Here is a 21,592-nt window from a genome sequence, read left to right as displayed (position 1 = left end):
GTCACCTATTTTGATACAGCTACATCAAAACTTCCGCCGATTAATTCCTGGAAATCACCAGATATCTCAACGGTTTCAGGTGTTATAATGAATATGTAACTTGAAACTTTTTGAAGATTACCATTCATTGAATAGCATGATCCTGATGAAAAATCAATTATTCTCTGAGCTATCTCTACATTAAGTCCTTCAAGGTTAAGAATAACTGAACGACCGCTTAATAGTGTATCAGTTATTTCTCTTGCGTCTTCGAATGATGTTGGTTTTATAACACAAACCTCCATGTTCTTACCTCCCTGTCTAATAGGCACAACCTTGTTAGATTTTGACTTTGAGGAAGAACGGAAAATCTTTTCTTCTTTTTTTGGAGGTATGTATGTATCCTCTTCGTCTTCGTAATCATCATCTTCATACGCAGCTTTATTTTTCTTTTTACTTGTCTTTTCGTCTTCAAAACCTTCATCTTCATCATCGAAGAAATCTTCCTCATCTCCGTCATCGTCAACAAGTTTCATTGCTCCTAAAAATTTGTCAAATACGTTACTCATATGCATTCTCCTATCTTTTTAAAGAGGATTATAACCCCTTCATATTTTTGGTAAAGTCTCATTGTTACTCTACACATTAACTGACTACTTAACGAGCTATATGCTATAGTTCCTTGCACCAAATATCCCTGTGCCAATCCTGACCATTGTCGAACCTTCTTCAATAGCAATCTCGTAATCATTTGTCATCCCCATAGATAAAACATCTATACCTTTATTATCGATGTTTTTATTTTTTATGTCAACAGCAATTTTATGTAAATCTCTAAAAAATTTTCTGTTTTCTTCAGAATTTTTAGAATTAGGTGCTACTGTCATAAAACCTTTTACAATTATTCCTGGCAACTTCATAATCTTATCTACCATATCGGCAGCTTCGCCTAAAGATATGCCATATTTTGTCTCTTCATCTGCTACATTAACTTCAATAAGTATCTTCATTGTAACTCCATGCTTAACAGCTTCTGAACTTATCGTCTCTGCAAGCCTTAATGAATCAACAGAATGTATCATCTCTACTTTGTCAATGATATATTTTACTTTGTTTCTCTGTAGATGGCCAATCATGTGCCAATGAATATCACTTGGCAATTTATCATATTTGTCCATTATCTCTTGTACTTTATTCTCACCAAATTCTCTAACACCAGCATCATAAGCTTCTTGCAACATACAAACAGGCTTTGTCTTACTTACTGCAATAAGTGTGACTTCACTTGTATCCCGTCCTGCTCTTTTACATGCTTCTTCAATATTATGCTTTGCTATATCCAGGTTATCTTTTATCACTGTATCACCTTCCTGCTAATATATAACCTCATTCTGTTTGACTTTTGTACCATCAAGTACAATATGATCATATTGAGAAATTCCATATTGTGTATCTATTGATATTATATAATATTTATCATTTGAGTCGATTATCTCTATCTGTCTGAATATGGAATATCCTTTATTTACACAAAATACACCTTGTATACTCTGTGTCTCGCCAATTATAAAAGTATCTCCGGTATCAGCTTTCTTAAGTACATCTCCGGCATTAAAATCATTCTTGCTTACATAATAATATGTATCGTCTGATTTGAATATTGCCGGTGTAACAAGTGTAGCTAATGCCTGCCCATCATCAGTCGCTTCATTCTTAATAAATGATATATCTGATGAGTTGCCACCCATAGTTGCATACTCTTTAGGTATCTTATAAAAATCCTGTTGTACTACTGATGAAACAGGAATTTTTAACCCTTCTTTATGATCTTTCTTTACTTCAATCTGAACATATCTGTCTGAAATAAAGTTTATCATATATTTGTTTAAATCAACTTTTCCAAAAAATGTATCTCCATTCTGAATTATTGAAAATCCACATGTAACTGATACATTATTCTTAAGGAATCTGATTTTTACAACATCATCACTTGCAAGCGCATCTTTCTGACTCTCATTAAGTTCAAATAGAATACTCCAGTTTTCATTACTGATTATCTTATATGCCGGCGAATTGGCTGTAAGCGTTGAATTAGTCTTTATTGATGTCTTGACATAATTATCAGTATTAAAATCTGCTGATGTTACACTATCTGCTGTAAGATTCTCCTTACCATCATACGAGTATAATATTATACCTGCGTCTGGTGTCTTCACAATATGATATAGTGAATTACCATTTTCATCAATAAGATTCTTGCTTAATGCGGTCATAAGATTCTCATTCATATAATCAAGAACTATATTAGACATATCATATTTGAAATCATATACATCTTCAAATCCATCTGTCTTCATTCCTAACTTGAATGTTGAGATTCTATCTCTAAGGTCAATCAGATTGTCATTTGTCAAATCATATTCTCCATTACTGTTATCAATGAGTTCTGAAGAATGTCCTGTTTCATCAACTGAGTATACTATATCACCAACTGCAGCTTTTGTACCTTCTCTAACATAATAACTTACAACACCTGCTGTATCAGTTGTAACTATCTTCTCATCTCTAATCGCAATTCCTGTAAAAATATTGTCTTGATCAAGTGAGCCTTGTACCACTTCGTATATACTTATACTCTCTTTAGTGATATATGATACCACACAGATACACAGGTATACGAATACTACCCCAAACATCACAACACCTATATTGATATTACGTGGTTTTTTGTAAGGTACAATCTTCTTTCTCTTCTTCCCAGCCAAACTTTGCGCCTCCTTACACTGTGATGTATTTAGTACAACACATATCGCATTATATCTCCTGTTGTACCAGTACATCGTTTTCTAAACAACCTTTCCATCTTATTAGTTATTTTTTAAACGATGTACTAGGACTATTGTACCATTTTTGCTCGTCTCATACAACAACGGATTTTATATTATATCGTATTTTTTTTATTTTTTATAATATTTTTTTCATTTTAGTTAATAATACTAGTATAAATGAAAGGAGGATTTTATGGATTCACGAGTTATTGATTACATTTTGCTTATTTTTGTAATTATTGGCGCTGTTAACTGGGGGCTAATTGGTTTCTTTAATTTTAATCTTGTAAATTTTCTATTTGGTTCCGGAAGTATCATTGAAAGAATAATCTATGGTATTGTCGGTATTGCAGGACTATATGCAATAAGCCTTATTGGACGAGTACGAAGTCTTGGCGACTCTGAGTAAAACATACTATAAAAATGTTATAAAAAATGGAAGTTTAGTATTTATCATGCTAACTAAACTTCCATTTTTCTTGATAATAAACTCTTTTATTAATAACTTCTAAAGAATTATTTCCTATTTTGCTATATTCTGTAAAAGTAACTTATAGTGATACTACCACATATTCTTTTACATCATCTGGCAACTTTTCTTCATTAAATGATACACTTAATGTGAAATTGATATTATATAACTTACTGATATTACTAATCTCTTCGATTGTATGACTTATATTAGTTTCATCTACATTTGCAACTTTTAGAAAGCTGTCTATAAATACATCTTCAATATCATGATCCTGTGATAGGATTCCATATAAGAATCCCACAAATCCTTCATTAGTTATAAATGGATAGTCTGTTACATTAATAAGTCTTACTTTATTACTTACTTCATACATATGTCTGGTGCTTTTATCCAGGAAAATAACATTTCCTGTACTACTCTCTACTGCCTTATTAACTCTGTCAATTAGATGCTTTGTCTTACCTTTGCCTTTCTCTCCGGCGATAATCTGAATCATTGCAATCTCCTCCTTAAGTTTATAATAAGAATTTCGTACAAAAAACATATACAATAAAACATATATATTATTATTCGGTAGATTTTGTTAAAATTACATAAGCTTTTTTAATTATTTGTAACTTTTCTCAGCAATGTTGACATATTAGTATATAAAGTATAGTAATCCGAATTACCTGTTACGATTGAGATATATGATTTACCCGCTGCATCATTAGATAGCAATATAAGATTATATCCTGCCTGATCTGTATAACCTGTCTTACCACCAATCACTGTTATTCCATCCGGTATTGTATACTCTCCGGAAAGATATTTGTTAGTTGATGTCCATGTTGCTTCTTTTGATGTTCCATCAGCAAGTGTATAGGTTGTTGTATATGATGTAGTATTAACAATCGTCTTAGCTTCTTCATATTTAATCAGCTGATTGAATATAAGATAGAGATCGTATGCCGTAGTATAATGATCATCATTATGTAATCCATGTGGATTAACAAAATGTGAATTTACTGCCCCAAGTGCATGAGCTTCACTATTCATTAATTTTACAAATTCATCAATACTTCCACTTATATGTACAGCAAGTGCTGCCGCACAATCATTGCCTGATGTTACAAGTGTTCCATTTAACAGCTGTCTTACTGTTAACTTATCTCCCGGCTTTATGTAGCAAAGTTTACTTCCGGCTTCTGTAACCATTGCATCGTCTGTTATTGTTACTATATCATCAAGATTACAATATTTGAACGCAAGATATGCTGTCATAATCTTTGTTACACTTGCAGGATATATTCTTTCGTTTGCATTTTTTGAAAATACTACCTGTCTGTCTGTTACATCTACAATAAGACCACTTTTTGATGTCAATTTATCATCAATATATGCACTCTCATCTCCAACTATAGCCACATCACCAGCAAGCGGTTCAAGCGTACCAAAGCTGCCAAAACTCTGCTCGGAATCTTTGGCAACACTCATAAATTGATACTCCTGCATTGTAGCAGTACTATTACCACATGCTGACAGACATATTGATAACCCAAGTATTGCTATTATATATTTCTTCATTATGTTCTCCTATTATTTATACATCTCTCGCCAGTCTAAATCACCACGATCTAATGCTCTTATAAGAAGTTCTGCTGTTGCTACGTTAGTTGCAAGAGGTATATTATGCATATCACATAATCTTACTACATCATTAACATCTGGTTCGTGTGACTTTGGTGTAAGAGGATCTCTTAAGAATATTACAAGGTCTATCTGATTATGCTCAATCTGTGAACCAAGCTGCTGTCCTCCACCTAAATGTCCTGCAAGATATTTATGCACATTTAAGTTGGTTACCTCCTCTATAAGTCTTCCTGTTGTTCCTGTTGCATATAATTCATTTTTGTTCAAAATACCTCTATATGCAATACAAAAATTCTGCATAAGCTTTTTCTTTGAATCATGAGCTATTAATCCAATATTCATCTCTATATCCTCCTAATGTTATTTTCTTTCATGTAATCCTATATTAATAATGAATCCCATACTTCCAAACATAGAGAGTAATGAACTTAGTCCATAACTTACAAATGGAAGTGGAACTCCGGTATTAGGCAATAATTTTGTCGCAACACCGATATTAATAAAGGTCTGAAGCGTTATCATCGCTCCAATTCCTATAGCAATAAGTCTTCCCGTTAAATCATTGGCTCGAATAGCAGTAATTATACATTCAAGTACAATTAGTACTAACAATATTAAAATTGTACAACCTCCAATCAATCCTAATTCTTCTCCAACAACAGCAAATATAAAGTCTGTCTGTGGCTCTGATATAAAGTTACCATTCTTAACTGAAGATACATCATCATTATACAAGCCTTTACCATTAAGCTGTCCTGATCCAATTGCAAGAAGTGAGTATTCCTGCTGGTATCTACCATTATCATATTTGTCCGGTTCAACGAATGCCATAATACGTTGTACCTGATAATCTTTTAACAATTTTTGATTAGGCTGTTGTATATATATAATGAGTCCTGCCGCAATCGGCACGCATACTAACAATGCTCCTGCTATAATCTTATAACTGAGTTTTGATACATATAAGATTATTAATATAATTCCTATTGTAAGAATAGTAGTTGATAAGTCTGGCTCTATTGCTATAAGTCCAAGTGGAATTAATACCAATATAGCAGTTATTGCAAGGAATTTGAATGTATTAATCTTATCTTTATTCGCTCCTAGATGTTTTGCAAGGAACAATATAATAAATACTTTTGCAAATTCTGATGGCTGAATTGATATTGTATCTTCTACAATCTCAATCCATCTTGTAGCACCATTTACTTCTTTTCCTACACCAGGTATCTTAACAAGCACAAGAAGTACTATATTAATTAAATATATCACCCAGTAAAATTTCAGGATTAAGTTATAGTCAACTAAAGATATAATTAGCATTCCAACCAATCCTACAGCTATACCCATAACCTGTTTCTTTTCATATGTTGCAAGTCCTGTAGCACTTCCAATTACAACAACACCTATTGATGCCAATAGTAGAACGAATATCAGCAATCTGAAGTTATATCTCTTTAAACTATACTTTTTTAACATATTATACACCTTTTCTATATTAATCTGTCATAATTTTTTTCTTAAATATTCTACAAAATTTCATCGCTTTTTCTATTACTTTTATCCAAAAAAACATTAACAATATTTTGCATAACTATAAATTGCACAATCACTCTGCTAAAAAGCAGAATGATTGTGCGAAATAAAAATTATCTCTTTGTTCCGTTCTTTAAATCTTTTATCGGAATATTGGCATAAAGTGCCGGAACATTACCATTATTGCCATCCGTCTCTAACTGTGTTATCTGTATATCAAGTCCTTCAGCATCGATAATCATGTATTTTGAAATAACCTGTATTATATCATTTTTAATCATTTCCATAATCTCTGGTGAACAATTCGCTCTGTCTGATACAAGTACAAGCTTTAATCTGTCCTTTGCAACGTCACTAGAACTTTTCTTTTTAAATAGTGCATCCATAAGATTCATAATTAATTCCCCCTGTTAATTGCCTTTTTTGAATATGCTAGATAATTTCGACCAGAAAGAATCCTTTCCTCCAAGATTTAATAGTGGAACATCTTCTCCCATTACTCTTTTGCAAATATTCATATATGCCTGTCCAGCCTGGGTATCGGAACCAACAAGTGGCTCTCCCTGGTTAGATGATATAACTATATTCTCATCATCTGGCACAGCACCAATCAAGTTGATTGATAATATCTCAACAACATCATCTATTGACATCATCTCGCCTCTTTTTACCATATCAACTCTGATTCTATTGACAATTAAATCACATCTCTTAAGTTCATTCGCTTCAAGAAGGCCAATTATTCTATCAGCGTCTCTGATTGCAGATACTTCAGGAGTTGTTATTACCAATGCACGATCAGCTCCTGCTATAGCATTCTTAAATCCCTGTTCTATACCCGCAGGGCAATCAAGAAGTATGTAATCAAATTCTTCTCTTAATTCATCTGTAAGCTTTTTCATCTGTTCGGGCGAAACAGCTGTTTTATCTCTTGTCTGAGCTGATGGAAGAAGATAGAGATTAGGATATCTCTTGTCTTTTATTAATGCCTGTTTTACTCTGCAGTTCCCCTCAACTACATCAACAAGATTGTATACTATTCTGTTTTCAAGTCCCATAACTACGTCAAGATTTCTTAATCCTATATCTGTGTCAATTAACACAACTTTCTTATTAAGTTTTGCAAGCCCTGTTCCAACGTTGGCTGTTGTAGTTGTCTTTCCAACTCCACCTTTACCAGATGTAATAACTATTACTTCGCTCATGCTACTTCCTCCCAATCATTTTTCTTACATAGTGATTAACATAATACAATGTATCACTTGTTAATATTATGATGAATTTTTTACATAAAATCAATAAAAAATTCAAAAATAACCAAATTTGTTTTTATATTTCGTCGGAAATGATTATAACTGAATATCATTAAGGACATCTTTATCAAGTTTTTCAATATAAATATTTCCACTTTCTACAAAAGCTATCTTTGGTTCCATATCCATATTCTTTTTTGATATGGCATCGTCAGGTGAGCGGGCAATCGTATCACCTATTCTTATCTGTACCGGATTCATATATAATGCCACAACAAATGCATTCTCATTGCCATTAATTCCTGCATATATTGTTCCTTTTAGTGAACCAAGTACTATAACATTCCCTTTTGCAATTACCTTTGCACCCGGATTAACATCTCCAAGTATTATAATACTACTCTCAGATTCTAACACCTGTCCGGAACGAAGAGTTCCTTTATGAAACTGACCTGTTCCGGTACTTTGTGCCATCAATTTAGCTTCTACAGCCTTTTTAAACATCTCCTGCCTTTCCTCGTCGGTATCAACTACACAAATAATATTGAGTTTTGTATTTGACTCAATGGTATCAAGAATCTGCTTTTCTTCTTCTACAGTAAGTTTTCTGCCTTTAAATGATATTGCCATTGTCGCATTTCCATAGAACTTTGCGGCACTTGAAAACTTCTCTGCAATCTTCTCTAACAAATCGCTAAAAGGCATGTCCTTGTCCATAACCAGGACAATTCCATATTTATCGCCTTTTATCATAACAGAATTATCCATTTTATCCACCTCTCACATTTAATCTGTAATTGAATTACTTGTACTTATTGTTGTACTTCCATTATCTTCAATTCCATAATAGAGTTGAACTATTTTTTTACACATCAGTGCTGAATTAGATGATGAATAAGCGTATGGTAACTGAACACTTATTCCAATCTCAGGGTTCTCATAAGGTGCATATGCAACGAATGTTGCATGGTTCGCCCTGTCTTCTTCCTGCTGTGCAGTACCAGATTTACCTGCTACTGCTATTGGTAAATCTGAGAACGTTGATTTTGAGGCCTCTGTAATAACTCTTCGCATTCCTTCATGTACTGCTGTCCATGTTGAATTACTAAGCTGTATCTGATTGTACACTACCGGTGCGCAGTCCATTACTACATTTCCTGAAGAATCAACAACTTTGTCTAATAAAGTAAGATTATAACAAGTTCCACTATTTGCAATTGCTGTTACATATTTTGCAAGCTGAATTGCTGAATAGCTGTTTGAGCCCTGACCAATTGCTGATGAGATTGAATTATTGTCAGAGATCTTTGGTTCTGTTTCATATACTTCAACGCCTGACTTTTCACCAAGTCCAAACATTGTAGCATATTTCTTTAATTTTTCCAGACCAACGTTGTTATCAAAGTCTCCATTAGAGTTAAAGCTAAGTCTATATCCTACTTCATAGAAGAAGTAGTTACATGAAACTTCTATCGCTCTCTCAACATCTGTAGCGCCATGTGCTGATGGATATATCCAACATTTTGGCGATGGAGTTACTGTCTTGAATATACCTTCGCAGTTGATTACTTCATTACGGCCAATTACACCTTCTTCAAGACCTGTGATAGAAGATATCATCTTATAAGTTGAACCAGGCGCAAGCGTCTGAGTTGTTGCTCTATTAAGAAGTGGTTTTGATGCATCATTAAGTAACATACTATAATAAGCGGCATCTATAGAACCTGACATCTCATTGTTATCATAACTTGGATAAGATACCATTGCTAATACTTCACCTGTATTAGAATTAGTTACAACACACGAGCCTGAACATGGATCAAGTGCAAGCTGTGCCGGTGTTATCTCAAGTGATGATATCTTATTAATCATAAAATCATATGTTGATGCACCATTTTGTATTGATTCATACATTCCATCGGCATCATCTAGTATTCCCTGCTCATATAACATAAGACATACTTCTCTGCCTGTTACTGCACCATCTTTAATAAGGAATTTATATAACTTTTTGGCAAAGCCACTATCATCTGTTATTGTATTAATTATATAATCTACAAGTATATTGTATGTCTCATCAAGGCTTGAATATTGTACATCTGTATTAACAGCTGACAGATCAACCCAGTTCATTGATATATAGTATTTGAGTATCTCTGACAGACTTAATTCATCTGAATTCCATGCCTGATATGTCTCATCTGTTTCATCAATCTCTGAACGTACTATAACATTATTATCAAGAAGCATGTTATATATATAATATATATATACTTCCATCTCTTCTGATAGGTTCTTATATGCTGTCCCTTCGCCTGTAAGTTCTTCTCGTAATACCTCTAGTTGTGTATCTCTCTTATCAAGGAACTTTGCATATACATTCTGTTCTGTATCTGTTCCATCAGGGGCTGCAATCTTACTCATTGAGAGAACATTGTTATTAATTAATGCATAGTATACATCTTTTATAGGTATCTGCACTTTTGTCGATGAGCCTGAAGATATAACTGCAGTATCTGATGTTGTTATATTGCTCACAAGAATATCGGCAAGTTCCTGTTCAAGTGCATGATATATCTTACTTTGTAAATTGACATCTATGCTCAGATATACATCATTACCAGCTTCCGGCTCTACTCGGTCTGCTGTCTCTAATACTCGTCCTACATTATCAACATATACTGTTTCGCTGCCTTTTTTACCATTAAGCTGTAATTCCATGCTTTCTTCAATACCTGATTTACCAACATCGTCATTAAGATCATAAGAACTATCACTTATTGATAATTCGTCTAACTGTTCCTGGTTAATCTTACCTGTATATCCAAGAATATGTGCCATTTCAACACTGTGATTATATCGTCTTACATAGTCTTCTTCTATTGAGACACCTATAAGATCATTAGAGTTCTCTAATATCGCTGCTACTGTCTCGTCTGATACATCTGTAGCAACTGTTGTCTTAACATATCTCTTATATGCATTAGTTGAAAGTGCTGTTCTTATTGTAATAATCTTTAATATATCTGCTTTGCTATATTTGGTCTGATCTATTCCATATACTTTAGCTGAACAGAGATACTCGATTACATCATCTGGTGTTGCTACCTTTTCTTCTGCTTTAAGTTCACTTACTTTGCTATGTCCATACGCATCTCTTAAAAATCTGAGAAGTGAATCATCACTAACAACATATTCATAGTTGCCACTGTCATTAACAACAATTGAATAATCGTTGTCCATCTTATCACCATTTTGCTCAATTATTGTTATCATCTTATATATTGTATCATTGAGCTTTTTATTCTTTTCTTTTGTTGATATATAATGTCCACTGTCTTCTATTACAACACAGAATGCCAATTCATTATATGCAAGCAACACACCATTACGATCATATATATTACCTCGTGTGCTGTCGATCGTTGTATCTCTCTTTATTCTTACTATATACTGTTCCCAATAATCACTGCCGCTTACTACCTGTAACTGATATAACCTGTTAATAAGAATTGCAAATAATAATACAAATACTATTGATACTACAAGTATTCTTGACTTTAATACATTGAGAACTGCTTCAAAAAAATCTTTAATCAAATTTACTTGCACTCCTTTTTTCTATTTCTTCAACTTTTCTGTTAATCACTAGAATTACTCTGTACAATATGATAGTAATAACAAGTGTATATATTGTCTCCGGAATAATTACATGTACAAAATTATATACAAATGAGCTTCTGTTTCTAAGTGCGAATCTTAGTACATATACCATTATTCCATATAATATATCACTTCCTATAACAAGTCCCATTGGAAGAAAAATCTCTTCTTTGTAATAACGTGCATGGAAAAAGCCATTAAGATAACCGACTACCATATATAACAATGCATAAAAACCTATAATATCACCATAGAATATATCAACAAGAAGTCCTGAGAAAAATCCTATGAACATTCCCGACTTCTTGCCTCTTATAAATCCATATACAGACACAAGCATTATTATTGCATTAGGAGCAATACTAGCTAGTGAAATTGCCTGAAATAGTGTTGACTGCAATACAAATGTAACTATTACAAATAACGCTTCCACGCATAATCTTAACATTTTATCACTCCTTATTATCCTGTGTCTGTTTAAGTTCTGTTATTACAAGCACATTCTGTAAATGCTCAAAATCTACAACCGGACTTATATATCCTGATTTTGTAAGATTATTGGAATCTGTTGTAATCTCTGTAACATAGCCTATTAATATTCCCTGCAGATATTTGCTACTTACATGTGAGGTTACAATTTTTGCACCATTCTCGACTTCAACATCTTTATTAAGCTTTTCAAGATGTAAAAGTCCATCATTCATAAGTTGCAAATCGCCTCTTATATAACATATATCTGAAGTTGATAATACCATTGCACTGACATTACTTGAATCATCAATAATTGACATAACAGTTGAATAACTAGGGCCTACACTTGTTACAATACCAACAAGTCCGCCATCGGCAATTACATTCATATCAACTGCTATACCATCATTAGAACCTTTATCTATTGTAAATGTACAAAAGTAGTTGCTTGTATCTTTGCTTACAACTCTTGCTGCCACTTTACTGTATGTAGGATACAGCTGATCAAGGTTATATAACTCTCTTAAATTATCAAGTTCGTACTTTTCCTGCATGAGCATATTATTATCTTCTGTAAGTTCCGCAACTTTTGCCTGAAGAGACTCATTCTCATTCATAACTTCTTTAAGATTAGCAAGATTATCTACTCTGTCTGAAAGAAGCATTCCTATATAATTCACACCATTTTGAACAGGTGTAATAACATAGCCTGTTATCTTATTAAGTGGTGTGTCAATAACATCAGTGGCATACGAAACAAGCATCAGCACTACGCATAGTGCTGACAGTCCTGTTAAATAATACTTTGCAGGTATAGTTATTTTGCTTCTTCTCTTCATAAAATATCATTCCCCTAACAATATGATTTGTCTTTTGGAGAATATGCCAAATCTCTATATTCAGGATTCTCAATAATCTCTTTAAGACCTCTTGCAACACTTTGTGATGGATTCTCACAGATGTTTACTTTAAGATCTGTCTCCCTTGTAATTAATTCTCCAAGATTTCTAATATTAGATGAACCTCCTGTTATAAATACACCTGTATCTATAATATCTGAAGCAAGTTCTGGTGGTGTTCTCTCTAATATGATTTTTATAGAATCTATTATAGTTCTGATAGATTCTATCATTGATTCATATACAAGATCTGATGAAACTGTACATTCAGCTGGAAGTCCTGTTACTACATGACGGCCAACTACAGTTATTGTCTTGTTAAGTCCCGGTGTCGCACTTCCTAATTCTTTTTTTATGTTCTCAGCAGTTTTAATACCAATTATAAGATTATACTGTTTCTTCACATCATTGATAATGATATCTTCAAATCTGTTACCACCGAATTTGATAAGTTTTGAGAGTACAATACCACCAAGTGATAATACTGAGATCTCAGTTGTATCTGCACCGATATTAGCTACAAGAATACCTCTTGCTTTGTTAACATCAACTCCAACGCCTATTGCATCTGCTACTGGTTTATCTACAACACATATCTTTTTTGACTTTAATTTTGTACTCTTAATAAGATCATAAAATGCTCTCTTTTCAACTTCAGTAATGTCATATGGAACAGCCATATAAAAGTCTGAATTATTCACATTACCTTTTTTGCCTGCTGATCTGTTTAAAAAACTTATCGTAAGAGCAACCATATTCTTGATATCTGCAATCACACCAAACTTTACAGGATATGATAATGCAATATTCTTAGGTGCTTTTTCATACATATCATAGGCTTCATCTCCAAATGCAAAAAGTTCCCTTTTATTCTTGATTGCAATTATATTCTTCTCGTCTAAAATCTCTTTTGTTGAACTATTATATATTTTTATATTACTGGTGCCACAGTCAACACCAAAAACGCTGTGTAACATAAATGGACTCCTTTCAATCTATTATGCCCCGTTCTTTTAAACTTACGTAATTATTATCACCAATTATTATATGGTCTATTAAGGAAATTCCAATTATTCTTCCTGCTTCAATTACTTTCTTCGTGCTATATATATCTTGTGTGCTTGGAGTCGAATCACCACTTGGATGATTATGTAACAAAACTATATTAACTGCCTGCTTCTTAACTGCTTCGATATAAATCTCTCTTGCTGATATAAGTGATGCATTAACAGTTCCTACCGTCATAGTCTTCTCACTTATAAGCCGGCATTTACTGTCGAGCATTACCAGCACAAGATATTCCCTGTCTTTGTGACGTAAGTCTTCCATATAGTAATCCGCTATGGTCTCAGGATTATCAAATCTAAGCTTTATATCAGCTCTGCTCTTTGCAATTCTTCTTGACAGTTCTGCTATACACATAATCTGAATTACCTTTACTTTTCCAATGCCCTTAATTGTCATAAGTTCTTCAAGTGAAAGTCTTGCGATTCCAGCTATCTTCTTCTCGCCCGTCATACTTATAATCTCCCTTGCAAGGTCTGTAGAACTAGCTCCTCTTACACCGGTTTTTATAATCGCTGCCAATAATTCTACTTCCGTAAGTGCTTCTGCGCCATACTTTTCGCATTTTTCATAAGGTCGTTCCTCGGGATGCATATCTTTAATTTTTATATATTCCGCCATACTCTTCCTCTAAACGGAATCTCTGTAAGTATTTAAACCAACATATTTATACTAGCATATTTTATGATACTTGTATACAAAATAATTATTTTAAATGTGCTAAATTTGCATGCACTATCTTTTCAAGACTCATCATTATACCCAATTTTGCATGATACCATGTAAGTCCACCCTGGAAAAATACAGTATAAGGTGGCTTTATAGGACCGTCTGCACTAAGTTCTATTGATGAACCCTGTACAAATGCTCCAGCTGCCATAATTACATCTGAATCATATCCTGGCATTGCCCATGGTTCAGGCGTTACATAACTGTCTACCGGTGCTGCTGCCTGAATTCCTTTGCAGAATTCAATTACACCTTCCGGTTTTCCAAATTCTATTGCCTGAATAATATCATGTCTTGATTCTGTTCCATTAGGTATTACATTAAATCCTAATTTTTCATATACATTAGCTGCAAAAATTGCACCTTTTAATGCACCACTTACTACTGTAGGTGCTAAGAAAAATCCCTGGAAAAGTGTCTGATTAATTCCAAGTGTTGCACCTACTTCTTTACCAAGTCCCGGTGAAGTAAGTCTATATGCCGCATTAGTAACATATTCTTCTTTACCGACAATATATCCTCCAATAGGTGCAAGTCCACCACCCGGGTTCTTGATTAGTGAACCTACGCAAAGATCTGCACCTACATCTGTCGGTTCTATTGTCTCTACAAACTCGCCATAACAGTTATCTACCATACATATAACATCCGGTTTAATACCTTTAATAAAACTTATAAGTTCTCCAATACGTGCTACTGATAATGTAGGACGTGATGCATATCCTTTTGAACGCTGTATTGTAACAAGTTTTGTCTTGTCATTAATTGCTTTTTTTATATTCTCATAATCAAAACTTCCATCAGGAAGCAGATCAACCTGTCTATATGATATTCCATATTCAGCAAGTGAACCATTAGATGGTCTTATTCCAATAATCTCATCCATTGTATCATAAGGTTTACCAACTGGTGAGAGAAGTTCATCTCCCGGTCTTAAATTACCAGCAAGTGCAACATTAAGTGCATGTGTTCCACAAGTAATCTGTGGTCTTACAAGTGCTGCCTCAGCATGAAACACATCTGCATATACGGCTTCTAGAGTATCTCTTCCAAGGTCATTATAACCATATCCTGTTGTAGCTCCAAAGTGAACATCACTAAGCTTATTCTTTTGCATTGCTTTTATAACTTTCATCTGATTATATTCTGCAACAAGATCAATTTTTTCAAATCGTTCTTTTAAATTTTTTTCGATTTCAGTACCAAACTTAATAACTTCTTTTGAAATTCCAAGTTCTTCATACATCATATCTGTACTAAATTCCATTACTTCGTTATCTCTCTTTCTTTTAATATCTCAAGCATTTTTTCATATACTTTTTCTTTGCTGCCATATTGACTTATATCAAGCATTGTTACATCCGGTTCTCTTCTAAACCATGTAAGCTGCCTTTTTGCAAAATGTCTTGTATCACGTTTTAGTATATATAGAGCTTCTAAAAGTGTACACTCGCCTTTAATATATGGAACTATCTCCTTATATCCAAGTCCTTGCATTGACACCAAGTTCTCATTATACCCCTTTTTTAACAGACTTTCAACCTCATTAATCAAACCATCTTCAACCATTTTATCAATTCTCTCATTAATTCGATTATATAATACTTCTCTGTCATCATTAAGGACAAAGTATACATAATTATAAGGTGATTCTTTTTCGCTCTGCTCCTCATTGTGTTTTGACATAAGTTCTCCAGTCTGTTTATAATATTCAAGTGCTCTTGCAACTCTTTTTACGTTATTCATATGAATATTCTCCGCAGATACCGGATCTACTTTTTTTAACATATCATGAATATACTGGTTGCCTTTTTCTTTTGCAAGTTCTATAAGTTCCTCACGATATGTATGGTCTGTGTCTGTCTCGGTGAATTCCACATTCTTATATATTGACTGAATATAAAATCCTGTTCCACCTACTATCATAGGAATATGACCTCTTTGATAGATTTCTTCAATATACTTATCTACTTTTTGCTTGAAGATAAATACATTGAATTCTTCATCCGGTTCAAACTCGTCTATCATATAATGTGGTACACCCATCTTCTCTTCTTCTGTTATCTTGGCAGTTCCAATATCCATATATTTGTATACTTGCATTGAATCTGCACTTATTATCTCTGCATTCACAGCCTTCGCAAGTTTAATCGAAAGACTGGTCTTTCCAACAGCTGTTGGCCCCGTTAATATTATTAATGGTCTCTTCATTATACAATCCTCTTAAACTTTCTTTCAATCTCATATTTACTCATTGATATAATAGTTGGTCGTCCATGTGGACAATTATAAGGATTATCAAGCGATAAAAGTTCGTCAATAAGTGTCTTTATCTCATCTAGTGAAAGTCTATTATTGCCTTTTACTGCTGCTTTACATGACATTGATGCTATCTTTTCTCTTATAACATCTGCCTCACCTTTTTTGTTATCTTCAACAAGTCCGTCAAGAACTTCTATAAGAAGTTCACTGTCAGCAACACCGGGGATATTCGATGGAACTGCACTTATTGAATATTCTTTTCCACCAAAAGGTTCTATTTCATAACCAAGATTCTTAAAAAGTTCCATATTCTCTTTAAGTACTTCTTCTTCACGCATACTAAGAGAGAGTACTATAGGTGGTGAGATGTATTGGCTTTCACATCTTCCATCTTCTTTAAGTCTCTTCATCATTCTTTCATACAGGACTTTTTCATGTGCAGCATGCTGATCTATCATATAGAGATTCTTTCCATATTCTACAAGCCAATATGTATCAAAAAGCTGACCTATTATTCTATGCGAGATCATAGCTTTTTCATCAAGGAATTTTAACTGCTCATATTGCTCTTTCTCTGGTATTTTCTCTGATATTACTATTTTATTAGTTTCATTGCCATTTTCTGCTACTAATCCTGCATCAGTCTCTTTATTAGCACTAACGTTTTCTGTCACGCCAGTTACTGTATGTACACTTACATCTTCTGATTTTACAGGCATATTACTGTTTTGCATATTGCCTGCCTGTTCTTCTACATTCTTACTCTTATATGGAGCATTCTCTTCTCTTATTAGCTGTTCCTGTATATTGCCACTACCATTTTCCTGTATATTAATACTACTGTTTTTCTGCATATTAATACTATCAGAAGTATTCTTATTATCCAGACTGTTATTCATCTCTTTTTTTACAGTCGCATTACCAATGCTATTGCTTATATAAGAATTATTAGCTGTATTAAAACTTAACCGCCTGTTCTCAAACGGTTCCGGCATTCTTGTTGAATTAATGGCTTTCTTCTCAATCTGTATGCTCTTCTCATTTTCTTTATCATCAATCACAACATCAGGTATCATCTCTCTATGCGAAAGTGCATGCGATAATGTATTCAATACAAAGTTATATACCTGCTGATTATTCGAAAATCTTAATTCCATCTTAGTCGGATGTACATTAATATCCAGAGTATCTGACTTAATAGTAAAATGCAATGCTGTAAAAGGATATCTGTGTTGCATAATATATGGCTGATATGCTTCTTCTATCGCTTTTGATATTATATTACTCTTAACATATCTACCATTTATAAAATAATTCTCATAATTACGATTTCCTCTTGTAACAACAGGTTTACCAATGAATCCACTTACCGATATTCCTTCTTCTGCAGCTGATACGTTAATTACATTAGCTGCTATATCTCGTCCATATATATGATATATTATATCTTTAACATTGGTATTGCCTGAAGTATGAAGCTTTGGCTGATTATTATTAATAAATCTGAATGATATATCAGGGTGCGATATTGCAAGTCTCTCTATAAGCTCACTTATATAACCGGCCTCTGTTGCAGGCGTTTTAAGGAATTTACGTCTTGCAGGTGTATTAAAAAAAAGATTTCTTACAATAAACGTTGTTCCACATGGTGCACCTATTGACTCAATAGATACTTCCTTACCACCTTCTATGACATATCTTGCACCTGTAAAAGCTTCTTTTGTCTTAGTTATTAATTCTACCTGTGCTACAGCAGCTATACTTGAAAGTGCTTCACCTCTAAAGCCAAGACTTTTTACACTCATAAGATCTATTGCTGATTTTATCTTGCTTGTTGAATGGCGTAGGAATGCTAATGGAAGTTCTTTTTCTTCTATACCACTTCCATTATCTGTAATTCTTATAAAAGATATTCCGCCTTCTTTTATCTCAACTGTAATTGCTGTTGCACCGGCATCTATTGAATTCTCAACTAATTCCTTGACAACAGATGAAGGTCTTTCTATTACTTCACCTGCTGCAATCTGATTAATTGTAGTCTGATCAAGAACTGCTATATTAGCCATTTAATCACCACCTGTTTTTTAATTTATTTTGCAATTTATACAAAGTATTAAGTGCATCAATCGGTGTCATATTGCCAAGATCAAGATCCTTTAATTCTGTTATTATATCATCATCTTTGACTGTATCAAACAATGACATCTGTTCCATCTCAACAACATTATAATTCACCATTGGATTATTTTTACCTTTATTCTTGCATCCGGTATTAAGTGCTATCTCTTTAGCTTTTTGTGATATATCATTATTACTAAGTTCCTCAACAAGTTCCTTAGCTCTCTTTATTACGCTGTCTGGCACTCCTGCAAGTTTGGCAACCTGAATACCATAGCTTTTATCTGCACCGCCTTTAACAATTTTTCTGAGAAATACAATGTCATCTCCCTGTTCTTTTACTGCTATACAATAATTAGATACATTATTAAGGACGCCTTCAAGTTCTGTCATCTCATGATAATGAGTTGCAAAAAGTGTCTTTGCACCAAGTAGTTTAGGATTACTTATATGTTCAACAACAGCCCATGCTATACTAAGTCCATCAAATGTACTGGTTCCTCTTCCTATTTCATCAAGAACAAGCAAACTGTTTGATGTTGCATTTCGAAGAATATTAGCAACTTCTGTCATCTCAACCATGAATGTACTCTGACCACTTGCAAGATCATCTGAAGCTCCAACTCTTGTAAATATTCTGTCAACAATTCCAATATTAGCACTTCTTGCCGGAACAAATGAACCAATCTGAGCCATAAGAACTATAAGTGCAGCCTGTCTCATATATGTAGATTTACCAGCCATATTAGGACCTGTTATTATCGCTATTCTGCTATTATTATTATCAAGATATGTATCATTTGCAACAAACAAATCATTCTTTATAACTTTTTCTACTACAGGATGTCTGCCATCTTTTATATCAATTATACCTTTTTCATTAATCTTAGGTCTTACATAATTATTATGTTCAGCAACAACAGCCAACGATGTAAATACATCAATAACAGAGATAGCTTTGGCTGTATCCTGTATACGTTTAACTTCACCTGCTATTGTATCTCTTATCTCGCTAAAAATATTATATTCAAGTGAGAATAATTTATCTTCTGCTCCAAGAATTATATCTTCTAATTCTTTTAGCTTTGGTGTTATGAATCTCTCTCCATTAGTAAGTGTCTGTTTTCTTGTATAATCATCAGGAACTTGTGACAGATTTGAATTACTGACTTCAAGATAATATCCAAATACTTTATTATATTTTATCTTAAGATTCTTAATTCCTGTTCTTTCCCTCTCTTTAAGTTCAAGTTCTGCAAGCCATGTCTTACCATCTGTTTTGGCTCTTCTTAACCTGTCAACTTCTTCATTAAAGCCTTCTTTTATTATACCACCTTCTTTTATCTGAATAGGTGGTTCTTCAACTATTGCTTTTTCTATAAGTTCATATATATCATCAAGTGTATCAAGATTATCACATGATGTCTTAAGAAGCTCTGTCTTAAAAGATGCAAGCATTGCTTTAATATGAGGTAACATCTCTAATGAACTTTTTAATGCAATAAGATCTCTTGGATTGGCAGTCTTATATGCCACTCTGCTTATCAGTCGTTCAAGATCATATACCGGATTAAGATATTCTCTTATCTCTTCTCTTGTTATCATGTCATTATTGAATTCTTCAATCGCATCCTGACGTGCTATAATCTGCCTTTTGTTAACAAGCGGCTGTTCAATAATCTGTCTTAAATATCTTGCACCCATTGCAGTTTTTGTCTTATCAAGTACCCATAAAAGAGAACCTTTTTTCTGTTTTTCACGAAGTGTCTCAACAAGTTCTAGATTACGTCTTGTAAAGCTATCAATTATCATATACTTGCCTGTAGAATATGGTGTTATCTTAGTAAGTTGTGATAATGAGTTCTTCTGAGTCTCATATAGATATTTAAGTAATGCTCCTGCTGCAATTATTCCTGCATCAAGATCCATAAGACCAAGTCCGTTAAGCGATGAAGTCTTAAAATGTTCTTTTAATATACCGGTGCACATCTCATCTCCAAAATACCATGCTTCAAGCGATGACATTGCTATATGCATTCTGTCGACCATATCAGATATATCAATTCCACTCATGTAAAATGGTTCATTACAGATAATCTCCGAAGGAACAAATCTGTTAATCTCATCTAATAATTCTCTGTCTGTTTCAACTTCTGTAACATAATAATCACCAGTAGAGATATCAACTGTAGAGATTCCATACATATTATCTGTATATACTATACACATCAGGTAATTATTTCTGCTTTCGTCAAGTGCCTGAATATTAAGATTCGTACCAGGTGTAACAACACGAATTACTTCTCTTTTTACTAATCCTTTTGCAAGCTTAGGATCTTCTACCTGTTCACATATTGCGACTTTATATCCCTTAGCTACAAGCCTATTAAGGTATGTATCTGCTGCATGATAAGGTATTCCACACATCGGTGCTCTCTCTTCAAGTCCACAGTCTTTTCCTGTAAGAGTGATCTCTAACTCTTTTGATGCAGTAATTGCATCTTCAAAAAACATCTCATAAAAATCACCCAATCTATAAAATAAAATGCAATCTTTATATTGCTCTTTTGTCTCAACATATTTTTGCATCATTGGTGTTAACTGTCCCACTATTATTCTTCCTTTCTTAGCCTTAATTTTGCAAGTCAAAATGTATTTTGCAATTATCAGGATTTATCGTGG

Annotated in this window: 20 protein-coding genes; 1 reads left to right on the top strand and 19 read right to left on the bottom strand. The window is 33.5% G+C overall.

The window, feature by feature from the left end; translation table 11 throughout:
- Window positions 1-5: 5 nt before the first annotated feature.
- From KQI85_RS10735 to KQI85_RS10725, 3 genes are all read right to left on the bottom strand, one after another.
- Complete coding sequence (locus KQI85_RS10735; RefSeq protein ID WP_216576084.1) at window positions 6-548, bottom strand: cell division protein SepF; 543 nt, start codon at window positions 546-548, stop codon at window positions 6-8.
- A gap of 96 nt (window positions 549-644) precedes the next feature.
- Window positions 645-1,337: a YggS family pyridoxal phosphate-dependent enzyme gene (locus tag KQI85_RS10730; RefSeq protein ID WP_216576083.1), complete on the bottom strand. Its 693-nt coding sequence runs from the start codon at window positions 1,335-1,337 to the stop codon at window positions 645-647.
- Window positions 1,338-1,352: 15 nt separating this feature from the next.
- Window positions 1,353-2,744 carry an HlyD family efflux transporter periplasmic adaptor subunit gene (locus KQI85_RS10725; RefSeq protein ID WP_216576082.1) on the bottom strand — a complete coding sequence of 464 codons (1,392 nt, stop codon included), beginning with the start codon at window positions 2,742-2,744 and terminating at the stop codon, window positions 1,353-1,355.
- A gap of 256 nt (window positions 2,745-3,000) precedes the next feature.
- On the opposite strand from KQI85_RS10725, the gene KQI85_RS10720 reads away from it, so the two are divergent.
- Window positions 3,001-3,216 (top strand): DUF378 domain-containing protein, encoded by a 216-nt coding sequence (locus tag KQI85_RS10720; protein WP_216576081.1) that lies wholly within the window; start codon window positions 3,001-3,003, stop codon window positions 3,214-3,216.
- Window positions 3,217-3,358: 142 nt separating this feature from the next.
- Here the strand turns inward: KQI85_RS10720 and KQI85_RS10715 are convergent, their stop codons facing one another.
- The 16 genes from KQI85_RS10715 to mutS form a co-directional block, all read right to left on the bottom strand.
- Window positions 3,359-3,778, bottom strand: a complete 420-nt coding sequence (locus KQI85_RS10715) for a twitching motility protein PilT (RefSeq protein WP_216576080.1) — start codon at window positions 3,776-3,778, stop codon at window positions 3,359-3,361.
- A 107-nt stretch (window positions 3,779-3,885) separates the two neighbouring features.
- Entirely contained in the window at window positions 3,886-4,848 is a 963-nt protein-coding gene (locus KQI85_RS10710) for a D-alanyl-D-alanine carboxypeptidase family protein (RefSeq protein ID WP_216576079.1), read from the bottom strand.
- Window positions 4,849-4,860: 12 nt separating this feature from the next.
- Entirely contained in the window at window positions 4,861-5,256 is a 396-nt protein-coding gene (locus KQI85_RS10705; RefSeq protein WP_216576078.1) for a methylglyoxal synthase, read from the bottom strand.
- Between the two features lie 18 nt (window positions 5,257-5,274).
- Entirely contained in the window at window positions 5,275-6,393 is a 1,119-nt protein-coding gene (locus tag KQI85_RS10700; RefSeq protein ID WP_216576077.1) for an FtsW/RodA/SpoVE family cell cycle protein, read from the bottom strand.
- 170 nt (window positions 6,394-6,563) lie between these two features.
- Window positions 6,564-6,845 carry a cell division topological specificity factor MinE gene (gene minE, locus KQI85_RS10695; protein ID WP_216576076.1) on the bottom strand — a complete coding sequence of 94 codons (282 nt, stop codon included), beginning with the start codon at window positions 6,843-6,845 and terminating at the stop codon, window positions 6,564-6,566.
- Between the two features lie 15 nt (window positions 6,846-6,860).
- Entirely contained in the window at window positions 6,861-7,655 is a 795-nt protein-coding gene (minD, locus tag KQI85_RS10690; RefSeq protein ID WP_216576075.1) for a septum site-determining protein MinD, read from the bottom strand.
- Between the two features lie 144 nt (window positions 7,656-7,799).
- On the bottom strand, window positions 7,800-8,471 hold the full coding sequence (minC, locus tag KQI85_RS10685) for a septum site-determining protein MinC (protein WP_216576074.1): 672 nt from the start codon (window positions 8,469-8,471) through the stop codon (window positions 7,800-7,802).
- An 18-nt stretch (window positions 8,472-8,489) separates the two neighbouring features.
- The gene (locus KQI85_RS10680) at window positions 8,490-11,303 is read right to left on the bottom strand and encodes a penicillin-binding transpeptidase domain-containing protein (RefSeq protein ID WP_216576073.1); all 2,814 of its coding nucleotides are present in this window, start codon (window positions 11,301-11,303) and stop codon (window positions 8,490-8,492) included.
- A complete protein-coding gene (mreD, locus tag KQI85_RS10675) occupies window positions 11,296-11,814 on the bottom strand; it encodes a rod shape-determining protein MreD (RefSeq protein WP_216576072.1) in 519 nt (172 codons plus the stop codon). The genes KQI85_RS10680 and mreD overlap by 8 nt, the downstream gene beginning before the upstream one ends.
- A 4-nt stretch (window positions 11,815-11,818) precedes the next feature.
- A complete protein-coding gene (gene mreC, locus KQI85_RS10670; protein ID WP_216576071.1) occupies window positions 11,819-12,676 on the bottom strand; it encodes a rod shape-determining protein MreC in 858 nt (285 codons plus the stop codon).
- A gap of 14 nt (window positions 12,677-12,690) precedes the next feature.
- Window positions 12,691-13,713 carry a rod shape-determining protein gene (locus tag KQI85_RS10665; RefSeq protein ID WP_216576070.1) on the bottom strand — a complete coding sequence of 341 codons (1,023 nt, stop codon included), beginning with the start codon at window positions 13,711-13,713 and terminating at the stop codon, window positions 12,691-12,693.
- 13 nt (window positions 13,714-13,726) lie between these two features.
- On the bottom strand, window positions 13,727-14,422 hold the full coding sequence (radC, locus tag KQI85_RS10660; RefSeq protein ID WP_216576069.1) for a DNA repair protein RadC: 696 nt from the start codon (window positions 14,420-14,422) through the stop codon (window positions 13,727-13,729).
- Window positions 14,423-14,507: 85 nt separating this feature from the next.
- The gene (locus tag KQI85_RS10655; RefSeq protein ID WP_216576068.1) at window positions 14,508-15,797 is read right to left on the bottom strand and encodes a methionine gamma-lyase family protein; all 1,290 of its coding nucleotides are present in this window, start codon (window positions 15,795-15,797) and stop codon (window positions 14,508-14,510) included.
- A complete protein-coding gene (gene miaA / locus KQI85_RS10650; protein ID WP_216576067.1) occupies window positions 15,797-16,741 on the bottom strand; it encodes a tRNA (adenosine(37)-N6)-dimethylallyltransferase MiaA in 945 nt (314 codons plus the stop codon). Before miaA ends, KQI85_RS10655 begins: the two co-directional genes overlap by 1 nt.
- Complete coding sequence (gene mutL, locus KQI85_RS10645; RefSeq protein ID WP_216576066.1) at window positions 16,741-18,858, bottom strand: DNA mismatch repair endonuclease MutL; 2,118 nt, start codon at window positions 18,856-18,858, stop codon at window positions 16,741-16,743. Before mutL ends, miaA begins: the two co-directional genes overlap by 1 nt.
- A 4-nt stretch (window positions 18,859-18,862) precedes the next feature.
- Window positions 18,863-21,502 carry a DNA mismatch repair protein MutS gene (mutS, locus tag KQI85_RS10640; RefSeq protein WP_216576105.1) on the bottom strand — a complete coding sequence of 880 codons (2,640 nt, stop codon included), beginning with the start codon at window positions 21,500-21,502 and terminating at the stop codon, window positions 18,863-18,865.
- Between the last annotated feature and the right edge of the window lie 90 nt (window positions 21,503-21,592).

The sequence above is a fragment of the Falcatimonas sp. MSJ-15 genome, assembly GCF_018918265.1.
Classification (GTDB): domain Bacteria; phylum Bacillota; class Clostridia; order Lachnospirales; family Lachnospiraceae; genus Falcatimonas.
Note: the sequence above shows the minus strand (reverse complement) of the source record. Positions and strands in the feature narration are given on the sequence as shown.